Raw genomic sequence first — 16,840 nt, 5'->3', positions numbered from 1 at the left:
TAAGGCGGGATAATGGTTATTCAGACGGCCTTGGCAGAAGGGTAGAGCAGGTCGATTTTCTTTTTTAATTCTTGTAATGCCAGGCCGCGGTGGCTGATTTGGTTTTTAAGTTTGGGCGTAAGTTCGGCAGCCGTACAGCCTTGCTCCGGTAAATAAAAATGTGGGTCGTAACCGAAGCCGTTTTCACCTTTCGCTTCTGTTTGCCAAGTGCCGCGCCAAATACCTTCGGCAATAATGGGTTGGGGATCGTGTTCGTGTCGAACCAATACTAAAACACAAACGTAATAGCAGCTTTGATCCTCTTTACCGGCAAGTTCCGTGCTAAGTTTGAGATTATTGGCCGCATCGGATTTAGGATTATCTCCGGCAAAACGTGCTGAGTAGACACCGGGGGCGCCGTTTAGGGCATTAGCGCAAATACCGCTGTCGTCTGCCAGGGCTGGCAGGCCGCTGTGGCGGCTGGCATGGCGGGCTTTGGCTAATGCATTTTCTATGAATGTTCCGTATGGTTCGGGACATTCGGGGACGTTGAATTCGGATTGCGGAAGAATGTCAATCGAACGTTCGGCAAACCAGCGGGAAAATTCTTTTAATTTTCCAGGGTTACCACTTGCCAATATAATTTTATTCAGCATTTTTATACTCCTGCGCACGTTGTGCTGCGATAGCTTGCAGCATGGCTTTTTGGCGGATATAAAGAGCCAAACAGGCAATTTGTCCGAATACGGCGCCGAATGCAAATAAAAAGCTGGCTACGGCAAATTGCTTGCTTTCGATGGAAAGCAGATAGCTGCCCAGTAGCATCAATGCCATGAAGAGGCCGGTAAAGAAGGCGATACCGATTAAATAGGTTTTACGTGCTTTCATATTTAGAAAAAGTATCTGAATAAAAGGGTATTTATTTATGTCTGCTAATGAGGAAAGGCCGTCTGAAAAATTGTTTTCAGACGGCCTTGTCGATTTTTACTTAGCGCAATTCGGTATACAGGCGGCTGATCCAAGTACCTGCATCATTGCCTTGATAAACGCTACCGTCCTTATTGAGTAGGCTTAAGCGGGTGCCACCGTCAACAGGTTCGGCGTAAACGATCAGTTCGGGAGCTGCCGCTTTAGGTTCGGTAGTTTTACCCTTACCTAACAGGCGTTTGAACAAGCCGGGTTTTTTATTAGCTACAGCGTCGCTTTCCTGAGGTGCGGCTTGTACCAAGTAAGCGTGTCTTGAAAGATTTTGGCCGACAACGGTCAGGCCGATACGGTCAAGAGCCAGTGCGGTGCGTCGCCAATTGCGCTCTTGCGAACCGGAAAGCAATACGGTATTGCCTTCGAGTTTTGCCAGTTCGGCAGTGCCGTTGCGTTTGGCCGGAGTGTCGGCTTTGCCCAATTCTTTTTCAACCTGCTGAGCGTCTGCTCCTAAATATTGCATGAAGCGGGCTAGGAAAGCTGCTTCGAGATTCGGGTCATTGGGGCGGGGCTGCCATATGGTGGTGTCTTTGTTTTTGTCACCATAAACTTCTTGCATACCGCGGTGGCTGAAGAAGATATCGGTTGTGCCGTTGCGGCCTTGTTCCATGCGGATAATGAATTTATCACGCTCACTGGTCGAGTAGATGCCGCCGAGGCCGACTTTTTCAAATAGGCTGCGTAGGCGGTCTTGTGGGATTTTGGCACGGTTTTGGGCCCATTCCGTTTCCATTTGCCCGATAGCGGGTTCTTCCGAACGGATGTCGAAGCCGTTTTCCTGCCAAAATACTTTCAGCAAAGGCCAAATTTCGGCGGGTGATTTACCGTCTACCACTAACCAGCGTTGGCTGCCGTCCCGTTCCAAATGAACGCCTTTTACATCTTGCAATACGGTTTGGCTTCCGGCTGTTTGCTGGGTATTCGTACGATTTAGGTCACTTGCACGAACGGCACCGGAACCGGCAGGCAGTTGGTAAATATTGCCTTGGTTGGGATTGGTCAGATCGGGTGGAACTTCTAGATTAACGATCTTGCGGTTTTGGGTTTGGTAATCTAAAGCAGGCAGTTTGTCTTTGCTGCCGGCACAACCCGCCATACTTAATACGGCGGCTGCGATAACAACAGGTTTCAGAGCAGTTTTCATAGGTGCTTCCTGTAAGTTAAATCAATTTGGCTGCAACAAGCGCGTCACGAACTTTGGTTTGGCCTTCTGCCGAAAGCTCAATAATCGGCAGGCGGACATGTGCATTGCATTTTCCCAATTGTGACACCGCCCATTTGGGGGCAGCGGGGCTGGGTTCGCAAAACATAACGTCGTAAACGGGAATAAGCTGTCCGTTGAGTTTGCGCGCAGTCTCAATATTGCCTGCTAACGATTCCCGGCACATGTCGGCAAAGAGTTTGGGGGCAACGTTGGCCGCTACGGTAATGACACCATGGCCGCCGCAGAACATGAAAGCCATGCCGGTAGGGTCGTCACCCGAATAAACGGCAAATCCTTCCGGTACGCGGTTGATGAGGTCGATTTCACGGCCAATGTCGCCGCTGGCTTCTTTAATGCCGACAATATTGGGAATTTCGGCCAAACGCAAAATGGTTTCGTTCGTCATGTTGACAACGGTACGTCCCGGAACATTATAAATAATCATCGGGATAGAGGTAGCTTCGGCAACAGCTTTGAAATGGCGGTAAATTCCTTCTTGGGAAGGTTTGTTGTAATAGGGGACGACAGATAAAGTGTAGTCCGCCCCCAAGCGCTCCGCAGCTTGTGAAAGCTCAATCGCTTCGCGGGTATTGTTGGCGCCGGTGCCGGCAATAACGGGTATACGCTTATTAACGTGTTTTACGGTGGCTTCGATAACCGCCAGATGTTCGTCTACAGCCAAAGTGGCGCTTTCGCCGGTAGTGCCCACGGCAACGATACCATCGGTGCCGCTTTCAATGTGCCAGTCGATTAAAGAATTGAGTTGCTCGAAATTCACGCTGCCGTCTTGATTCATCGGCGTGATCAGGGCGACCAGACTACCTTTTAACATGGTTAAACCTTTATTTCTCAACGTCGGTAAATAGGGCGATTGTAGCTTACTTTGCCGATTGTGTGAAATATTGCCTTCAGACGGCCTGCAAAGGTTTGCAAAGGTCGTATACAGATAGGGTGAAAGGCGTTTCGTAAGCAACAGTAGGCTGCATTGTTGCTCATGAAGTGATTGAATAAAAACTGATAATTATATACAATGCCGCGCTTACAATTTTTAGCATTTCTTAAACTTAAATGGGAAGGAAGATGTAATGGCAATGCCCCCGAAAATGGCTGAAAGCCCCGATTTGGTTTACCGTTTGGAAGACAAACCTCCGTTTATGAATGCGCTTTTAAGTGCCATCACCCATTTATTGGCTATTTTCGTACCGATGATTACGCCGGCTTTAATTGTGGGCGGAGCTTTACAGCTTCCGGTGGAGATGACTGCTTATTTGGTATCGATGTCGATGGTAGCTTCGGGTATCGGTACTTATCTTCAGGTAAACCGCCTCGGCCCGGTTGGTTCGGGAATGTTGTCGATTCAATCTGTTAACTTTTCTTTTGTTACCGTGATGATTGCGCTTGGCGTGGGGATGAAAGAGGGCGGTTTGGATGAGAACGCCATGATTTCTACACTCTTGGGCGTATCTTTTGTCGGGGCGTTTCTGGTTTGCTTTTCGGCTTGGCTGCTGCCTTATTTAAAAAAGGTCATCACGCCAACGGTTAGCGGCGTAGTAGTGATGTTGATCGGTTTAAGCTTGGTGCATGTGGGTATTACTGATTTTGGCGGAGGTTTCGGCGCTAAGAGTGACGGTACATTCGGTTCGCTGGAAAATTTGGGCTTGGCTTCGCTGGTATTGTTGATCGTTTTGTTGTTCAACTGTATGAAGAATCCGCTTTTGCGCATGAGCGGTATTGCTGTGGGTTTGATTGTCGGCTATATCGTAGCTTTGTTTATGGGTAAGGTGGATTTTTCACCTTTACAAGATCTCCCTCTGATTACCGTGCCGGTACCATTTAAGTATGGTTTCGCTTTCGATTGGCATGCATTTATCGTGGCAGGGGCGATTTATTTGTTGAGTGTGTTTGAGGCGGTGGGTGATTTGACCGCAACGGCGATGGTTTCTGACCAACCTATCGAAGGTGAGGAATATACTGCCCGTTTGAAAGGTGGCGTAATGGCGGATGGTTTGGTGTCAGTGATTGCGACTGCGCTGGGTTCGCTGCCGTTGACTACATTCGCCCAGAATAATGGTGTTATCCAAATGACCGGTGTGGCTTCTCGTCATGTGGGTAAATATATTGCTGTAATTTTGGTATTGTTAGGTCTCTTTCCCGTAATTGGCCGGGCGTTTACGACTATTCCCAGCCCGGTTCTCGGTGGCGCAATGGTTTTGATGTTTGGTCTGATCGCGATTGCCGGCGTGCGTATTTTGGTTAGCAACGGTATCCGCCGCCGTGAAGCAGTGATTGCGGCAACATCAGTTGGATTGGGTTTGGGCGTAGCTTTTGAGCCTGAGGTATTTAAAAATCTGCCGGTATTGTTCCAAAATTCGATTTCTGCCGGCGGTATTATGGCAGTGATTTTGAATTTGGTTTTGCCTGAGGACAAGAGTGGCGGTACGGTTTATGTAAGCGGTGATTTGGAATAATGCAAATATTGCTTATACAGCCATAGCCTAAAAAGGCCGTCTGAAAAATTTTCAGACGGCCTTTTAAAATATGTTAAAGGTTTATTTCAATACTATGGCAAATGCATTGGCAACATAATCAATATTGTTGTCGTTTAATCCGGCAACGCACATACGGCCGGAGGCAACCAGATAGACGGCAAATTCGTCTTGTAGGCGCTGTACTTGTGCCGGGTTGAGGCCGGTATAGCTGAACATACCGCGTTGGGTTATAAAATAACTGAAATCTTTTTCAGGGATTTTAGCACTTAATACTTCATACAGTTTGCGGCGCATCAGCCGGATACGGTCGCGCATGGCATAAACTTCTTTTTCCCAGAGGGAAAACAGCTCCCCGTCATTCATGACACGCGCGGTAATGTAGCCGCCGTGCGCCGGTGGGCTGGAATAAACGCGGCGCACGCCCAGTTTGAGTTGGCCGAACACAAGTTTGGCTTCTTCTTCGCTCGGGCAGACAACAGACAAGCCGCCGACACGTTCGCCGTATAAAGAAAGGTTCTTGGAAAAAGAATTGCTGACAAACAGCGGTAATCCCATGACGACGGCTTTACGGATGGCATAGGCGTCGTCTTCTAAGTTTTCGCCAAATCCTTGATAGGCGATATCCATAAAAGGAATCAGTTTGCGGTTTTGTATAACTTCTAAAACTTTATCCCATTGATTGCTGCTGAGGTCGACACCGGTCGGGTTGTGACAACACGGATGCAGAATCAATACGCTGTTTTCCGGCAGGCTCTCAAAAAAAGCCAACATTTCTTCAAATAGCACATTGCCGCTTACCGGATCATAATAAGGGTAAGTACCGACTTCAAAGCCTGCACCTTCAAAGATACTTTTATGGTTGTCCCACGTCGGATTACTTACATATGCGCGGGCAGTAGTAAACCAGCGGTGTAAAAAATCGGCACCGATTTTAAGTGCGCCCGAGCCGCCAAGGGTCTGGATAGTGGCAATTCGGTTTTCGGATAGGGCACTACAATTGTTGCCGAATAATAGTTTTTGTACGGCTAAGCGGTATTCTGCAAGGCCTTCCATAGGAAGGTAGGGACGGGGACGTGCAGTGGCGGCACGCTCTTCTTCTGCGTGGCGGACAGAGTCCAAAACCGGCAAATTACCGTTTTTATCAAAATAAATACCAATGCCGAGATTTACTTTTTCGGCCCGCGGATCCTGATTATAAGTTTCAACCAAGCCGAGTATAGGATCGCCCGGATAGAAGTCGATGTGTTTGAACATGAGTAGTTTATCCTTGTCGTTATAGGGGTTTTTTAAAAGTATGTTCATTTTACATGGATTATTTTAAGGCGGTATGGTTTATCCGTAACCAAGTAATAAGATAGGAAACCGCATAAAAGTGTGAAGGCGGTTTGATTCCAGAAGCCATTGTTTGATGGTTCGTATTTCCAATTAAAGGTGGGGTTAAAACCTTTCTCAATAGTAATTCGGCTGCCCTTAAATTTTGTAGGGCAGCCGTTTATTTATTTTACGGATTTCTTCCACTCACCGTAGCCTTGGGCATCCATTTGATCATAAGGAATAAATTTCAAACTTGCCCCGTTAATGCAATAACGTAATCCGCCTTTTTCTATCGGGCCATCCGGGAATACATGACCCAGATGGGAATCGGCAGTGCGGCTGCGTACTTCGATACGGTGCATGTTGTAAGAGAAATCATCTTTTTTGACGATGGATTGATCTTTTATCGGGCGGGTGAAGCTGGGCCAGCCGCATCCCGATTTATATTTATCCCGAGAGCTGAATAAAGGTTCGCCGCTAACGATATCTACATAAATGCCGTCGGCAAATAGGTTGTCGTATTCATGGCTGAATGCAAGCTCTGTGCCGTTGCCGCGTACGACACTGAATTGTTCGCGGGTTAATATTTTGCGTAACTCTTCATCGCTGGGGCGTTGATAGGTTTCGGCATTGAAAGCTTTTCGGGCAGGGGGTGTTTGTACAGGTTTTCCGTCCAGCGGTTCATCTGCCTTGGTGATATCGATATGGCAATAGCCGTTTGGATTTTTTGCGAGATAATCCTGATGATATTCCTCAGCTTCATAAAAGTTTTTCAGAGGTTGATTTTCAACCACGATTTTACTTTTGTATTTTTTTTGCTCTTGTTCGAGTGCGGCTTGGATAATAGGTTTTTCTTCAGGATCAGTGTAATAAATACCCGTTCGGTATTGAATGCCGCGATCATTGCCTTGTTGGTTGAGACTGGTGGGATCCACGACACGAAAGTAATAGCGCAAAATATCGTTCAGACTTAAACGGCTTGCATCATAGGTTACTTTAACGGTTTCCGCATGGCCGGTTTGCCGGTGGACGACATCTTCATAGCTGGGGTTTGGGGTGTTGCCGTTTGCGTAGCCTGAAACGGCATCGATCACACCGGGAATGCGCTGGAAATAAGCCTCAACTCCCCAAAAGCATCCGCCGGCCAGGTAGATGGTTTGTGCATTTTGAGCGTTGACATTACCGTCTTTATTTTGTTGGTAAAATTTCTTTTCTACTTTGGAGGGCGGGTTTTGAGGATTTTTCGCAAGAGAGAGTATGGCGTTTTCATTCAAGCTTCCTTTGATAATTTGTAAGACTTTGCCTTTTTCGTCTAAAACAGCCCAAGACGGGTAAACTCCGATGCCCCACTGTCGGGCAAGCGTACCGTTTTCATCAATCAGAACAGGCAGATCGGGATAGTTCAAACCTTGAAACCATTCGATGAAAGAGGCTTTATCTTTTTCATGTAAGAAACCCGGTGAGGCAACGGTAACAATATTGGCGTTTTCTAATTTGTTGTCCCGTATTAATGCTTGGGTGGTGGAGAGTTCGGCTAAACATAGCGGACACCAGCTTGCCCAAAATTTGATAAGGGTGGGCTTTTTTTCTTGTATAGACAGTTTTTGCGGTGATGGCTGTATATTGTCTAATTCTATCAGATAGTGGTTAATGCTTTTAGGAGAGGCTATCTGTGCGGAATCCGTAGGCGTACAGGCTGCTAAGGCAACGGCTGAACCGACAATGATTGCCCATAGTGTTCGTGAAGTTTTCATGTGAAGTCCAGTACTGTGTATTTTTAAACTAAAAATGCATTTCCAGACATTAAGCGTATCGGGAAGCGAACAACTGATGATAAGAATTATTGTTTTGTTATAGTGTAACACCTTAACTGCTTCTGCAATAGCATTTAATTATTTTGTAAAAATATAACAAATGTTTACTTTTTTATGGCAGGGCTATTGCTTTGGCTGTGGGAAAGTTAGGATATTCGTCGTTTTTATTTTTCGTACATGGAACAGAAATTTTAATTGTTCAACATTAATTAGGGCTGTAAATGAAAGCAAAAGGCCGTCTGAAACATTTCAGACGGCCTTTGGATTTTACAGTAAAAATTTAACAACAGCGTCCGCCGCTGGCGCCGCAGCGGCGTTTGCGGCAATAATCCTGAAATTGCAGTTCCGTCATCACCGGTGCGTTGGGATTATGTTGGCGTTGGCGGGCAACGTAGTTTTCATAATCGGGCACGCCTACCATCAGGTTGGCCGTCAGGCGGGCGGTTTTCCACAAGCGTTTGATGCGGGTCAGGATATTACGGCTCATTAACTTTTACCTCATTACGATATACGGCAGGTACTTCTTTCGAAGTCGGCCATGCTACTTTACGGGCTTTCAATGCCACACGCAAACCGTAGAAGGCAACAATTACCACTACCGATAAAAAGAGTACGGTTAAGCCAGAGTTTACATAATCGTTAAAGGCAATCTTGTGCATTTGCGCGAGGTCTTTGGCAGGAGCCAGAACTTCGCCGCGAGCAGCCGCTTCTTTAAATTTGGCAGCATGTGCCAAGAAGCCGATTTTCGGATTGCTGTGGAACAGTTTTTGCAGGCTGGCGTAACAAGTAACGAACAACAGTAGCAGTGCGGGAGTGAGAGGAACCCATACATAGCGTTCGCGTTTCATTTTCACCAAAACCACACTCACCATAATCAATGCCACACCGGCAAGCATTTGGTTACCGATACCGAAGAGGGGCCATAAAGAGTTGATGCCGCCAAGCGGATCGGTTACACCTGTGTATAGGAAATAACCCCACAAGGCCACAGCCAAGAACGTGGCAACTAAGTTGGCAGGTAGTGATTCGGTGTTGCCGAAAGATTTGACGAAAATACCGCCAAGGTCTTGAATCATAAAGCGGGCAACACGGGTACCGGCATCCACGGCGGTAAGAATGAACAAGGCTTCAAAAAGCAGGGCAAAGTGATACCAGAAGGCCATCATACCTTCGCCGGGAATCAGCTGGCTCATGATGTGTGCCATACCTACGGCCAAGGTAGGAGCGCCGCCCGCGCGTGAAAGAATCGTGCTTTCGCCTACTTCTTTTGCAGTGTGCAGTAGGGTGGAAGCCTCAACAGGGAAGCCGAGTTGGTTGGTAATCACTTGTGCTGCTTGTACTGCATCGGTGCTGATCAGCGCAGTAGGGCTGTTCATTGCGAAATAAATACCCGGATCCAATACGGATGCAGCAGCCAAAGCCATAATTGCTACGAAGCTTTCCATCAGCATACCGCCATAGCCGATCATGCGGACATGGGTTTCGTTTTCCAGCATTTTCGGGGTAGTGCCCGAAGAGATTAGGGAATGGAAGCCCGATACGGCGCCGCAGGCGATGGTAATGAATAGGAAGGGGAACAAATCACCGGAGAATACCGGGCCGGTACCGTCAACAAATTTAGTGACCGCAGGCATTTCCAGTACCGGGCTGACAATCAAAATACCAACGGCCAAAGCAACGATGGTACCGATTTTCAGGAAGGTGGAAAGATAATCACGCGGAGTGAGCAACAGCCAAACGGGCAAAACGGCGGCAATAAAACCGTAAATCATAATGGCCCAAGTCAGCTGTACGCCGGTGAGGTCGAAATAGTGCGCATAAGAGCTTTGAGCCACATTTTCGCCGTATACGATTGCCAGCATCAGCAGGATAAAACCGACAATGGAGATTTCGCCGATTTTGCCGGGGCGGATATAACGGGTATAAATACCCATAAACAGGGCAATCGGCATAGTGGCGGCAATGGTGAAGGTTCCCCATGGGCTGTGTGCCAGTGCTTTCACTACGATGAGTGCCAATACGGCCATAATGATGACCATGATCATCATGATGCCGACTGACGCAATGATACCGGCGGTGGTTCCCAATTCTTGTTTGACGATATCGCCCAGTGATTTACCATCGCGGCGCATCGAAACGAATAACACCATCATATCTTGCACGGCACCGGCAAAAACCACGCCAAAGATAATCCATAAGGTACCTGGCAGGTAACCCATTTGTGCGGCCAGTACCGGGCCTACCAAAGGGCCTGCGCCCGCAATGGCGGCGAAGTGGTGGCCGAATAAAACGCCTTTATGTGTCGGAACATAGTCTAAGCCGTCGTTATGACGCTCTGCCGGTGTCAAGCGGTTCGCATCAAGTTCGAGAACCTGTTTGGCAATAAAGAGGCTGTAAAAGCGGTATGCGATACAGTAAACGGAGATGGCGGCAACTACCATCCACACCGCACTGACCTGCTCACCGCGACTCATGGCAAGCGTAGTAAAAGCGGCCAGGCCGACTAATACCACGATGCCCCAAATCAGAAACGACTTCAGATGTTTCATGGCAAATCCTTCAGGAGAGGTGTTGGGTTGAGTATATTTATAAAAGAATCAGCAGTTTGAATCGCTGTAATCGATTCTGTCCAAGCCGAAACGGCATCACTATGGAAGCTTTGCCGAGCGGTTGGAGAAGCCGTCCGCAATAAAAAGGAAGGCACATGGCAGCATGCTTGCGGATACACCGTCGTTTTTATTGCGAACAGGTGGATTAAAGCAGCAAAATTGATTGTCTGCTTTATCCGACCGAACATACCCGATAAGATTAACATATCCGTAAAAGTGTTAGATTGTTTTAAATAAAGAAAGTTGCGGTAAGTCAAATGATAAAAAAACCTTCTCAAATTGAATATTTCAGAAGGCTTTTATGGATATGTTGGCAAAATATTGCTAAATTAATCGGCAATTACATCGAAGTCGCTGTCTTTAAATACGGTGTTCGGCATTTGTACGATTAAAGGATCGACTGCACCGATGGCTTGTTCGTCTTTACCCGGGTAGTCCAGTGCATGTAAGAAAGCACGGATACAGTTCAAACGGGCGCGTTTCTTATCGTCCGATTTGATAACCATCCACGGTGCATCACCGGTATGGGTGTGGAAGAACATAGCGTTTTTAGCTTCGGTATAGTCGTCCCAGCGGTCAAGCGATTGGATATCTACCGGAGAGAGTTTCCAGTGCTTTAGGGGATCGTCGCGGCGTGAGATAAAGCGGCGCAGTTGTTCTTCGCGGCTTACGGAGAACCAGAATTTAAACAAATGAATACCGCTGCTTACCAACATACGTTCGAATTCGGGAGTTTGACGCATAAACAGCAGGTATTCGTGGGGCTGGCAGAAGCCCATTACGCGTTCTACGCCTGCGCGGTTGTACCATGAACGGTCAAAAAACACCATTTCGCCGGCGGTCGGCAGATTTTGGATATAGCGTTGGAAATACCATTGGCCTTTTTCGGTTTCTGTCGGTTTTTCCAAAGCCACTACACGGGCGCCGCGAGGGTTGAGATGCTCCATAAAGCGTTTGATGGTACCGCCTTTACCGGCAGCATCACGACCTTCGAAAATGCTGACGATACGCTGCCCCGAATCTTTCACCCAACTTTGTACTTTTAAAAGCTCGATTTGTAGTTTTTTCTTTTCTTTCTCATACACGCGGCGGCTCATGCGGGTGCGGTAGGGGTAGCTTTCGGGCAGAGGGGCGGCATTTGAGTCTTCATTGCTGACACGGCCTTTATGCTCCAGAACAGCTTCTTCGAAAACCGCCAATTTGTCTTTTTTATCGCCCAAATCTACTGCTTCAAATGGTTTTAGTTGATGGTCGGTCATACTTTAACTCCTTTATGTGATTGAATATTGTTGAGACCTTTGTAAAAACAGCATATTTGATATGCCGGTGTATTTTTTGCTTTGTTTAGAGCCGTTTGTTTACTGTTTTTACAAAGGTCTCCCGTATTAGGAAGAAGCTGTTCTTTCAGTTGTATTTTAACGCTGTTTACAAAAATAAACAAAAAAATTACATCGGATTTCAACATGTTTTTGACATAAAACATGTGATTGCGGCATATTTTTCGGTGCGGTTTGCGTACCTCGGCCATACTTTGGCCATAGGCTTGTCGTATAAGCGGATTTTTCCCTATGCGTCTTATTGTTTTTCATACGTATCTAAAGTGCTGATTCACTATATAATCCTGCTTTCTTTTAGGTCTATTGCGTTATATTTATGCTTCATTTTGTATTGTTCGACGATGCTGTGGCCAATCGTGCGAAGTTGTACCGCCAATACTGTTACAGCCGTTTTTTGACCGCACAGGATTTGCCGCAGCTGGATCCTGTTTTACAGGCGGGATGGGCGGAAGGGCTGCACGCGGTATTGTGGGCGGACTATGAATTCGGCTTGCCGCTGATGGGGCTGGATGCGCCGGCGGCGGGAAATTTGGCGGTGCATTGGTTTGCTGAGTGTAACCCTGTTGAAAATCCCGAATCATGGTTGGCAGAACAATACCAAGCAGATGTTCCCGCAGGTATTTCGATGCCGCAGAGCGATACGGATGAGGCGGATTATTTGCGTGCGGTGGCAGCAATCCAAGAAGCGATTGCGCGGGGTGATACCTACCAAATCAATTACACCACGCGCCTGCACTTGAAAGCTTATGGTTCGCCTTTCAAACTCTACCACCGCTTGCGCCAGCCTGTGCCTTATGCGGCTCTGGCGGCTTTGCCGTCTGAAAGTGGTGAAACGAATTGGACTTTATGCTTTTCTCCCGAGCTTTTTCTGAATATCGGTTCAGACGGCCTGATTATGACCGAACCGATGAAAGGAACGGCGCCGGTGTTGGGTGACGGTCAAGACAAACAGCGTGCGCAGGCATTACAGGCCGATGAAAAAAACCGTGCCGAAAACGTTATGATTGTCGACTTGTTACGCAATGATTTGGGCAAAATCGCGGTTACGGGCGGCGTACGTGTGCCGGAACCGTTTAAGGTTTCGCGTTTCGGCAGCGTTTGGCAGATGACCAGTGCGGTTCAGGCGCAAGCTAAGCCGGATATTGGAGCGGCGGATATTTTTCAGGCGGCCTTTCCTTGCGGTTCGATTACGGGCGCGCCCAAGCGTATGAGTATGCAGATTATCCGGTCAATTGAAGCGGCTCCGCGCGGCCTTTATACCGGCAGCATCGGTTGGTTGGCGCCTTGTGCGGGCGGATTGGGTTTTCACGGCACTTTGAATGTAGTGATACGCAGTTTGCAATTAAAGCCGGTTTCAGACGGCCTCTATCAAGGTATTTACGGTGTCGGTTCGGGTATCGTGGCCGATAGCGTGGGGGCGGACGAATATACCGAATGTCGTTGGAAAGCCCGCTTTTTAAATGATTTGCAGCCGGAATTCGGTGTTTTCGAAACATTGCGTGTTGAAAATCGAACCTGCCGGCTGCTTGCGGCGCATATCGCCCGTTTACGGCGCAGTTCCGTAGCGTTGAATCTTCCTTTGCCGGATACGGCCGCTGCTGATATTTCCGCTTATGTGGGGGCGTTGCCTGATATCGGTGTCTACCGTGTAAAAATTGTGCTGACACGGAAGGGATTGTCTTTTGAACATTCACCATGTCCGCCACTTGGGCAGGAAGCGCAATATGTGCTGGTGTCGGATACCGTATTGCCTGATAACGATTACTTACGCCGTTTCAAAACCACATACCGCGGCATTTACGATGCGGGTTGGCAACACGCCGTGCGGCAAGGAGCGTTTGACAGTTTGTTTTTCAACCGCAGTGGTTTTTTGCTTGAGGGCGGACGAAGCTCGGTATGGGTGAAGCTGAACGGTATCTGGCATACTCCGGCTGCCGATTTGGATATTTTAGACGGCGTTATGCGCCGTGAAGTGTTGGAGAACACACAGCATTATTTGGGCTGCAGACAAGTTTGCGAAAGCCGTATTACATACTCGCAGCTGCAAAATGCCGAAGCCGTTATGTTGTGCAATGCTTTACGGGGCATGATGGAAGTACGCTTAAAAACAGATTGAGGCCGTCTGAAAATTTTGCGGAGGTGTATTTGAATCATGAATGAGTTGCGGCAATAAAGGCATTATCCCGCTAGACTGAAAAATATAAGCCCCGCCGAATGTGTTTGGCGGAGCTTGTTGCATGAGGCGGTTTTTTTACGACCAGAAAGCCTGTAAGTTTATTTTTTAATAAACAAACGCTTGCTGGGTAGTTCGTTTAATACGTCTTCCGTTGAATAGCCGCCGATATGCGGTTTTACCAAGCGGGAGTTCACATAGCCGTATACGGGAATAACCGCGCTGTCTTCATCGATTTTGGCTTCGGCCTGGCGGTAAAGCTCGCTGCGTTCGGCAGCGGTAATACCGGCATCAAGTGTTTTGTCCAAAAGCTTATCGTAGTTCGGATTTTTATAGAAAGCACGGTTGCTGCTGTTGTTGCTGCGCAAAGTGTTGAGGAAGGTAGAAGGCTCGTTGTAGTCGCCGCACCAAGATGCGCGCGCCAGTTGGTAGCTGCCGCTGCGGCGGTTGTCGAGGTAGGTCTTCCACTCTTGGTTTTCCAATTTGACGTCGACGAAATCCAAAGCTTGCTTCCACATTGAAGCGGCGGCAACGGCGATTTTTTTATGTTGTTCCGAAGTGTTGTATAGGAATGTGAACTTCAGTGGTTTCGAGGGGCCGTATCCCGCTTCCGTCAGCAGTTTTTGTGCTTCGGCAACACGGGCGGCATAGTCGGTTTTTGTCCAGGCGGGCACATAAGGTACGAAATCGGCAGTACCGACACGGGTGAGGTTATAGGCCGGTTCTTCACCGCGTCCCAATACTTTTTCGACAATGGTGTCACGATCGAGTGTTAGCGAAAGGGCTTTACGCACGCGGGCATCGTTAAACGGAGCCTTTTGGTTGTTGATTTCAAAGTAGTAAGTACACAGTGAAGGGCTGAACATCAGCTCTTTGGGATGCTCTGTTTTCAGTTTGGCAAACATTTCGGGCGGCAGGGCATCGGTAATATCAACTTCTCCGGCCAGATAGCGCGCAACATCGTCGGTTTGAGAACCGATAGGTAAGAAGGCGACACGTTCGATCTGTACTTTGCCCGCTTCGCGGTATTGCGGGTTTTTCCGTAGTTCGATACGCTCGTTAACTACCCATTTGTCGAGCGTGTAAGGACCGTTGCCGATAAAGTTTTCAGGCTGAGTCCATTTGTTGCCGAATTTTTCAACGGTAGCACGGTGCACGGGCTTGGTTGCTGCGTGAAAGAGCATTTTCGGAAAATAGGGGACAGGGGCGGTAAGGGTAACTTCGAGCGTATGCGGATCAATTGCTTTCACACCGAGCATATCGGGTGATTTTTTGCCGGACAAAATATCATCGATGTTTTCAATTTTGGCAGCTTGTAGGTAAGAAGCGTATTGGGATGCGGTAGCCTGGTCGACAAGCCTGCGCCAGCTGTAAACAAAATCTTCCGCGGTAAGCGGGTCGCCGTTACTCCATTTGGCATCAGGGCGGAGCTTGAAGCGCCATATTTTATTGTCGCTGCTTTCCCATGATTCGGCGGCTGCGGGAATAACATCGCCTTTTTCATCGGTTTCAACCAAGCCTTCAAACAAATCCCGTACGATATTGATTTCGGGAATACCTGTGATTTGGTGGGGGTCGAGTGGATTGCGGTTCGGTAACATTATTGCGGGTAACGATACTTGCTTTGGCTTCAGCCGGTTTTTCTTCGGCAGTTTTTTCCCCGGGCGCACAGGCAGAGAGGGCTAATGCCGCAGCTAGGGCGGCGGCGGAGAGTCGGAAAGAAGGTTTCATTGCAATCCTTTGCAGAGTAAGAAAGTACGGCGGGGATTTTATCGGTCCCGCCTGATTGGAGTTGTCGGGCAATATTATAAAAAAACAGGCCGTCTGAAAACTGTAAAATACGTTTCAGACGGCCTTTATCTGAGTATTGCCTATACGGCAACTTGGGCTTTGATATGCGGATGCGGATCATAACCGCTCAGTTCGAAATCATCGAAGGTGAAATCAAACAGATTAGTTATCTCCGGATTGAGTTTCATAACCGGCAGTTTGCGCGGTTCGCGGCCAAGCTGTAATTTTGCCTGTTCGAAATGATTGCTATATAGATGGGCGTCGCCGAATGTATGAATAAATTCGCCCGGCTGCAGACCGCATACTTGCGCTACCATCATAGTAAGCAGGGCATAGCTGGCAATGTTGAACGGTACGCCGAGGAAAATATCCGCGCTGCGCTGGTAGAGTTGGCAGGAAAGTTTGCCTTCGGCTACATAAAATTGAAACAAAGCATGGCAGGGCGGCAGCGCCATCTCGTCAACTAAGGCAGGATTCCAGGCAGAGACGATCAAACGGCGGGAATCCGGATTGTTTTTAATCTGCTCGACAAGATTACTGATTTGGTCGATATGGCGCCCGTCGGGTGCGGGCCATGAGCGCCATTGGTAACCGTAAACCGGCCCGAGCTCACCGTTTTCGTCGGCCCACTCGTCCCAAATAGAAACATTGTTTTCTTTCAAATATTTGATGTTCGTATCACCTTTGAGAAACCACAAGAGTTCGTGGATAATCGAACGCAAATGCAGTTTTTTGGTAGTGAGCAGGGGAAATCCTTTGCTTAAATCGAAGCGCATTTGATAACCGAACACGGAACGGGTGCCGGTACCGGTACGGTCGGATTTGTCGACGCCGTTATCAAGTACGTGGCGCATCAAATCTTGATATGCTTTCATGGCTTCATGCCTTCTGATTTTTGAAAAATGTCTCCATTATAATATTAAAATTAGCCTTGAAAAATTAGTTTTAAGCGGTATGCCGCTCCCGTTTTTGGCTGTATTTGATTCGGGCCCAGGCAGTGTTACAAAGTGTTCATGATATGTTTTGTGGCGATTCGGAATATCGAGATGCGGTCATTATGTGCCATTATGTGTTATGCTTGCCTCACTGTCGGCCGAAGCTTGATTTCAGGGTATCTGGAGCCCGATAGCCGGCCTGCCTAGACTAATA

13 protein-coding genes are annotated in these 16,840 nt (G+C 47.9%); 2 read left to right on the top strand and 11 right to left on the bottom strand.

Features of this window, described 5'->3' with window-relative positions; genetic code table 11:
* Positions 1-20 precede the first annotated feature (20 nt).
* From rdgB to dapA, 4 genes are all read right to left on the bottom strand, one after another.
* Positions 21-635 (bottom strand): RdgB/HAM1 family non-canonical purine NTP pyrophosphatase, encoded by a 615-nt coding sequence (gene rdgB, locus LVJ86_RS08155; RefSeq protein ID WP_047760398.1) that lies wholly within the window; start codon positions 633-635, stop codon positions 21-23.
* The gene (locus tag LVJ86_RS08150) at positions 625-867 is read right to left on the bottom strand and encodes an NGO_0222 family membrane protein (RefSeq protein ID WP_047760397.1); all 243 of its coding nucleotides are present in this window, start codon (positions 865-867) and stop codon (positions 625-627) included. Before LVJ86_RS08150 ends, rdgB begins: the two co-directional genes overlap by 11 nt.
* Positions 868-967: 100 nt before the next feature.
* Positions 968-2,104, bottom strand: a complete 1,137-nt coding sequence (gene bamC, locus LVJ86_RS08145) for an outer membrane protein assembly factor BamC (RefSeq protein ID WP_047760396.1) — start codon at positions 2,102-2,104, stop codon at positions 968-970.
* Positions 2,105-2,120: 16 nt separating this feature from the next.
* The gene (gene dapA / locus LVJ86_RS08140; protein ID WP_047760395.1) at positions 2,121-2,996 is read right to left on the bottom strand and encodes a 4-hydroxy-tetrahydrodipicolinate synthase; all 876 of its coding nucleotides are present in this window, start codon (positions 2,994-2,996) and stop codon (positions 2,121-2,123) included.
* Positions 2,997-3,249: 253 nt separating this feature from the next.
* Here dapA and LVJ86_RS08135 point away from each other — a divergent pair, with 253 nt between their 5' ends.
* Entirely contained in the window at positions 3,250-4,632 is a 1,383-nt protein-coding gene (locus LVJ86_RS08135) for a nucleobase:cation symporter-2 family protein (protein WP_047760394.1), read from the top strand.
* 81 nt (positions 4,633-4,713) lie between these two features.
* Here LVJ86_RS08135 and LVJ86_RS08130 read toward each other — a convergent pair whose 3' ends face one another.
* The 5 genes from LVJ86_RS08130 to ppk2 form a co-directional block, all read right to left on the bottom strand.
* On the bottom strand, positions 4,714-5,907 hold the full coding sequence (locus LVJ86_RS08130; protein ID WP_047760393.1) for an amino acid aminotransferase: 1,194 nt from the start codon (positions 5,905-5,907) through the stop codon (positions 4,714-4,716).
* 242 nt (positions 5,908-6,149) lie between these two features.
* The gene (gene msrAB, locus LVJ86_RS08125) at positions 6,150-7,721 is read right to left on the bottom strand and encodes a bifunctional peptide-methionine (S)-S-oxide reductase MsrA/peptide-methionine (R)-S-oxide reductase MsrB (protein ID WP_047760392.1); all 1,572 of its coding nucleotides are present in this window, start codon (positions 7,719-7,721) and stop codon (positions 6,150-6,152) included.
* 340 nt (positions 7,722-8,061) lie between these two features.
* Positions 8,062-8,268, bottom strand: a complete 207-nt coding sequence (locus LVJ86_RS08120) for a YbdD/YjiX family protein (protein ID WP_047760391.1) — start codon at positions 8,266-8,268, stop codon at positions 8,062-8,064.
* On the bottom strand, positions 8,258-10,330 hold the full coding sequence (locus tag LVJ86_RS08115) for a carbon starvation CstA family protein (RefSeq protein ID WP_047760390.1): 2,073 nt from the start codon (positions 10,328-10,330) through the stop codon (positions 8,258-8,260). Before LVJ86_RS08115 ends, LVJ86_RS08120 begins: the two co-directional genes overlap by 11 nt.
* A 389-nt stretch (positions 10,331-10,719) precedes the next feature.
* A complete protein-coding gene (gene ppk2 / locus LVJ86_RS08110) occupies positions 10,720-11,649 on the bottom strand; it encodes a polyphosphate kinase 2 (protein WP_047760389.1) in 930 nt (309 codons plus the stop codon).
* A 394-nt stretch (positions 11,650-12,043) separates the two neighbouring features.
* Here ppk2 and LVJ86_RS08105 point away from each other — a divergent pair, with 394 nt between their 5' ends.
* Positions 12,044-13,843, top strand: coding sequence for a bifunctional chorismate-binding protein/class IV aminotransferase (locus LVJ86_RS08105; RefSeq protein WP_047760387.1), 1,800 nt, complete (start codon positions 12,044-12,046; stop codon positions 13,841-13,843).
* Positions 13,844-14,001: 158 nt separating this feature from the next.
* On the opposite strand, the gene LVJ86_RS08100 is transcribed toward LVJ86_RS08105, so the two are convergent.
* Both LVJ86_RS08100 and LVJ86_RS08095 read right to left on the bottom strand, forming a co-directional pair.
* Complete coding sequence (locus LVJ86_RS08100; RefSeq protein ID WP_152667028.1) at positions 14,002-15,501, bottom strand: ABC transporter substrate-binding protein; 1,500 nt, start codon at positions 15,499-15,501, stop codon at positions 14,002-14,004.
* Positions 15,502-15,771: 270 nt separating this feature from the next.
* Entirely contained in the window at positions 15,772-16,566 is a 795-nt protein-coding gene (locus LVJ86_RS08095) for a thymidylate synthase (protein WP_047760386.1), read from the bottom strand.
* Positions 16,567-16,840: the final 274 nt, after the last annotated feature.

The organism is Neisseria arctica (assembly GCF_022870905.1).
GTDB lineage: Bacteria > Pseudomonadota > Gammaproteobacteria > Burkholderiales > Neisseriaceae > Neisseria > Neisseria arctica.
This window is presented reverse-complemented; position numbering and strand designations above follow the sequence as displayed.

What these genes read in the sequence shown, in the direction of transcription:
- LVJ86_RS08120 (WP_047760391.1), bottom strand. Translation starts at nt 8,268, where the DNA reads ATGAGCCGTAATATCCTGACCCGCATCAAACGCTTGTGGAAAACCGCC.
- LVJ86_RS08105 (WP_047760387.1), top strand. Translation starts at nt 12,044, where the DNA reads ATGCTTCATTTTGTATTGTTCGACGATGCTGTGGCCAATCGTGCGAAG.
- LVJ86_RS08150 (WP_047760397.1), bottom strand. Translation starts at nt 867, where the DNA reads ATGAAAGCACGTAAAACCTATTTAATCGGTATCGCCTTCTTTACCGGC.
- LVJ86_RS08100 (WP_152667028.1), bottom strand. Translation starts at nt 15,501, where the DNA reads ATGTTACCGAACCGCAATCCACTCGACCCCCACCAAATCACAGGTATT.
- rdgB (WP_047760398.1), bottom strand. Translation starts at nt 635, where the DNA reads ATGCTGAATAAAATTATATTGGCAAGTGGTAACCCTGGAAAATTAAAA.
- ppk2 (WP_047760389.1), bottom strand. Translation starts at nt 11,649, where the DNA reads ATGACCGACCATCAACTAAAACCATTTGAAGCAGTAGATTTGGGCGAT.
- LVJ86_RS08115 (WP_047760390.1), bottom strand. Translation starts at nt 10,330, where the DNA reads ATGAAACATCTGAAGTCGTTTCTGATTTGGGGCATCGTGGTATTAGTC.
- msrAB (WP_047760392.1), bottom strand. Translation starts at nt 7,721, where the DNA reads ATGAAAACTTCACGAACACTATGGGCAATCATTGTCGGTTCAGCCGTT.
- bamC (WP_047760396.1), bottom strand. Translation starts at nt 2,104, where the DNA reads ATGAAAACTGCTCTGAAACCTGTTGTTATCGCAGCCGCCGTATTAAGT.
- LVJ86_RS08095 (WP_047760386.1), bottom strand. Translation starts at nt 16,566, where the DNA reads ATGAAAGCATATCAAGATTTGATGCGCCACGTACTTGATAACGGCGTC.
- LVJ86_RS08135 (WP_047760394.1), top strand. Translation starts at nt 3,250, where the DNA reads ATGGCAATGCCCCCGAAAATGGCTGAAAGCCCCGATTTGGTTTACCGT.
- dapA (WP_047760395.1), bottom strand. Translation starts at nt 2,996, where the DNA reads ATGTTAAAAGGTAGTCTGGTCGCCCTGATCACGCCGATGAATCAAGAC.
- LVJ86_RS08130 (WP_047760393.1), bottom strand. Translation starts at nt 5,907, where the DNA reads ATGTTCAAACACATCGACTTCTATCCGGGCGATCCTATACTCGGCTTG.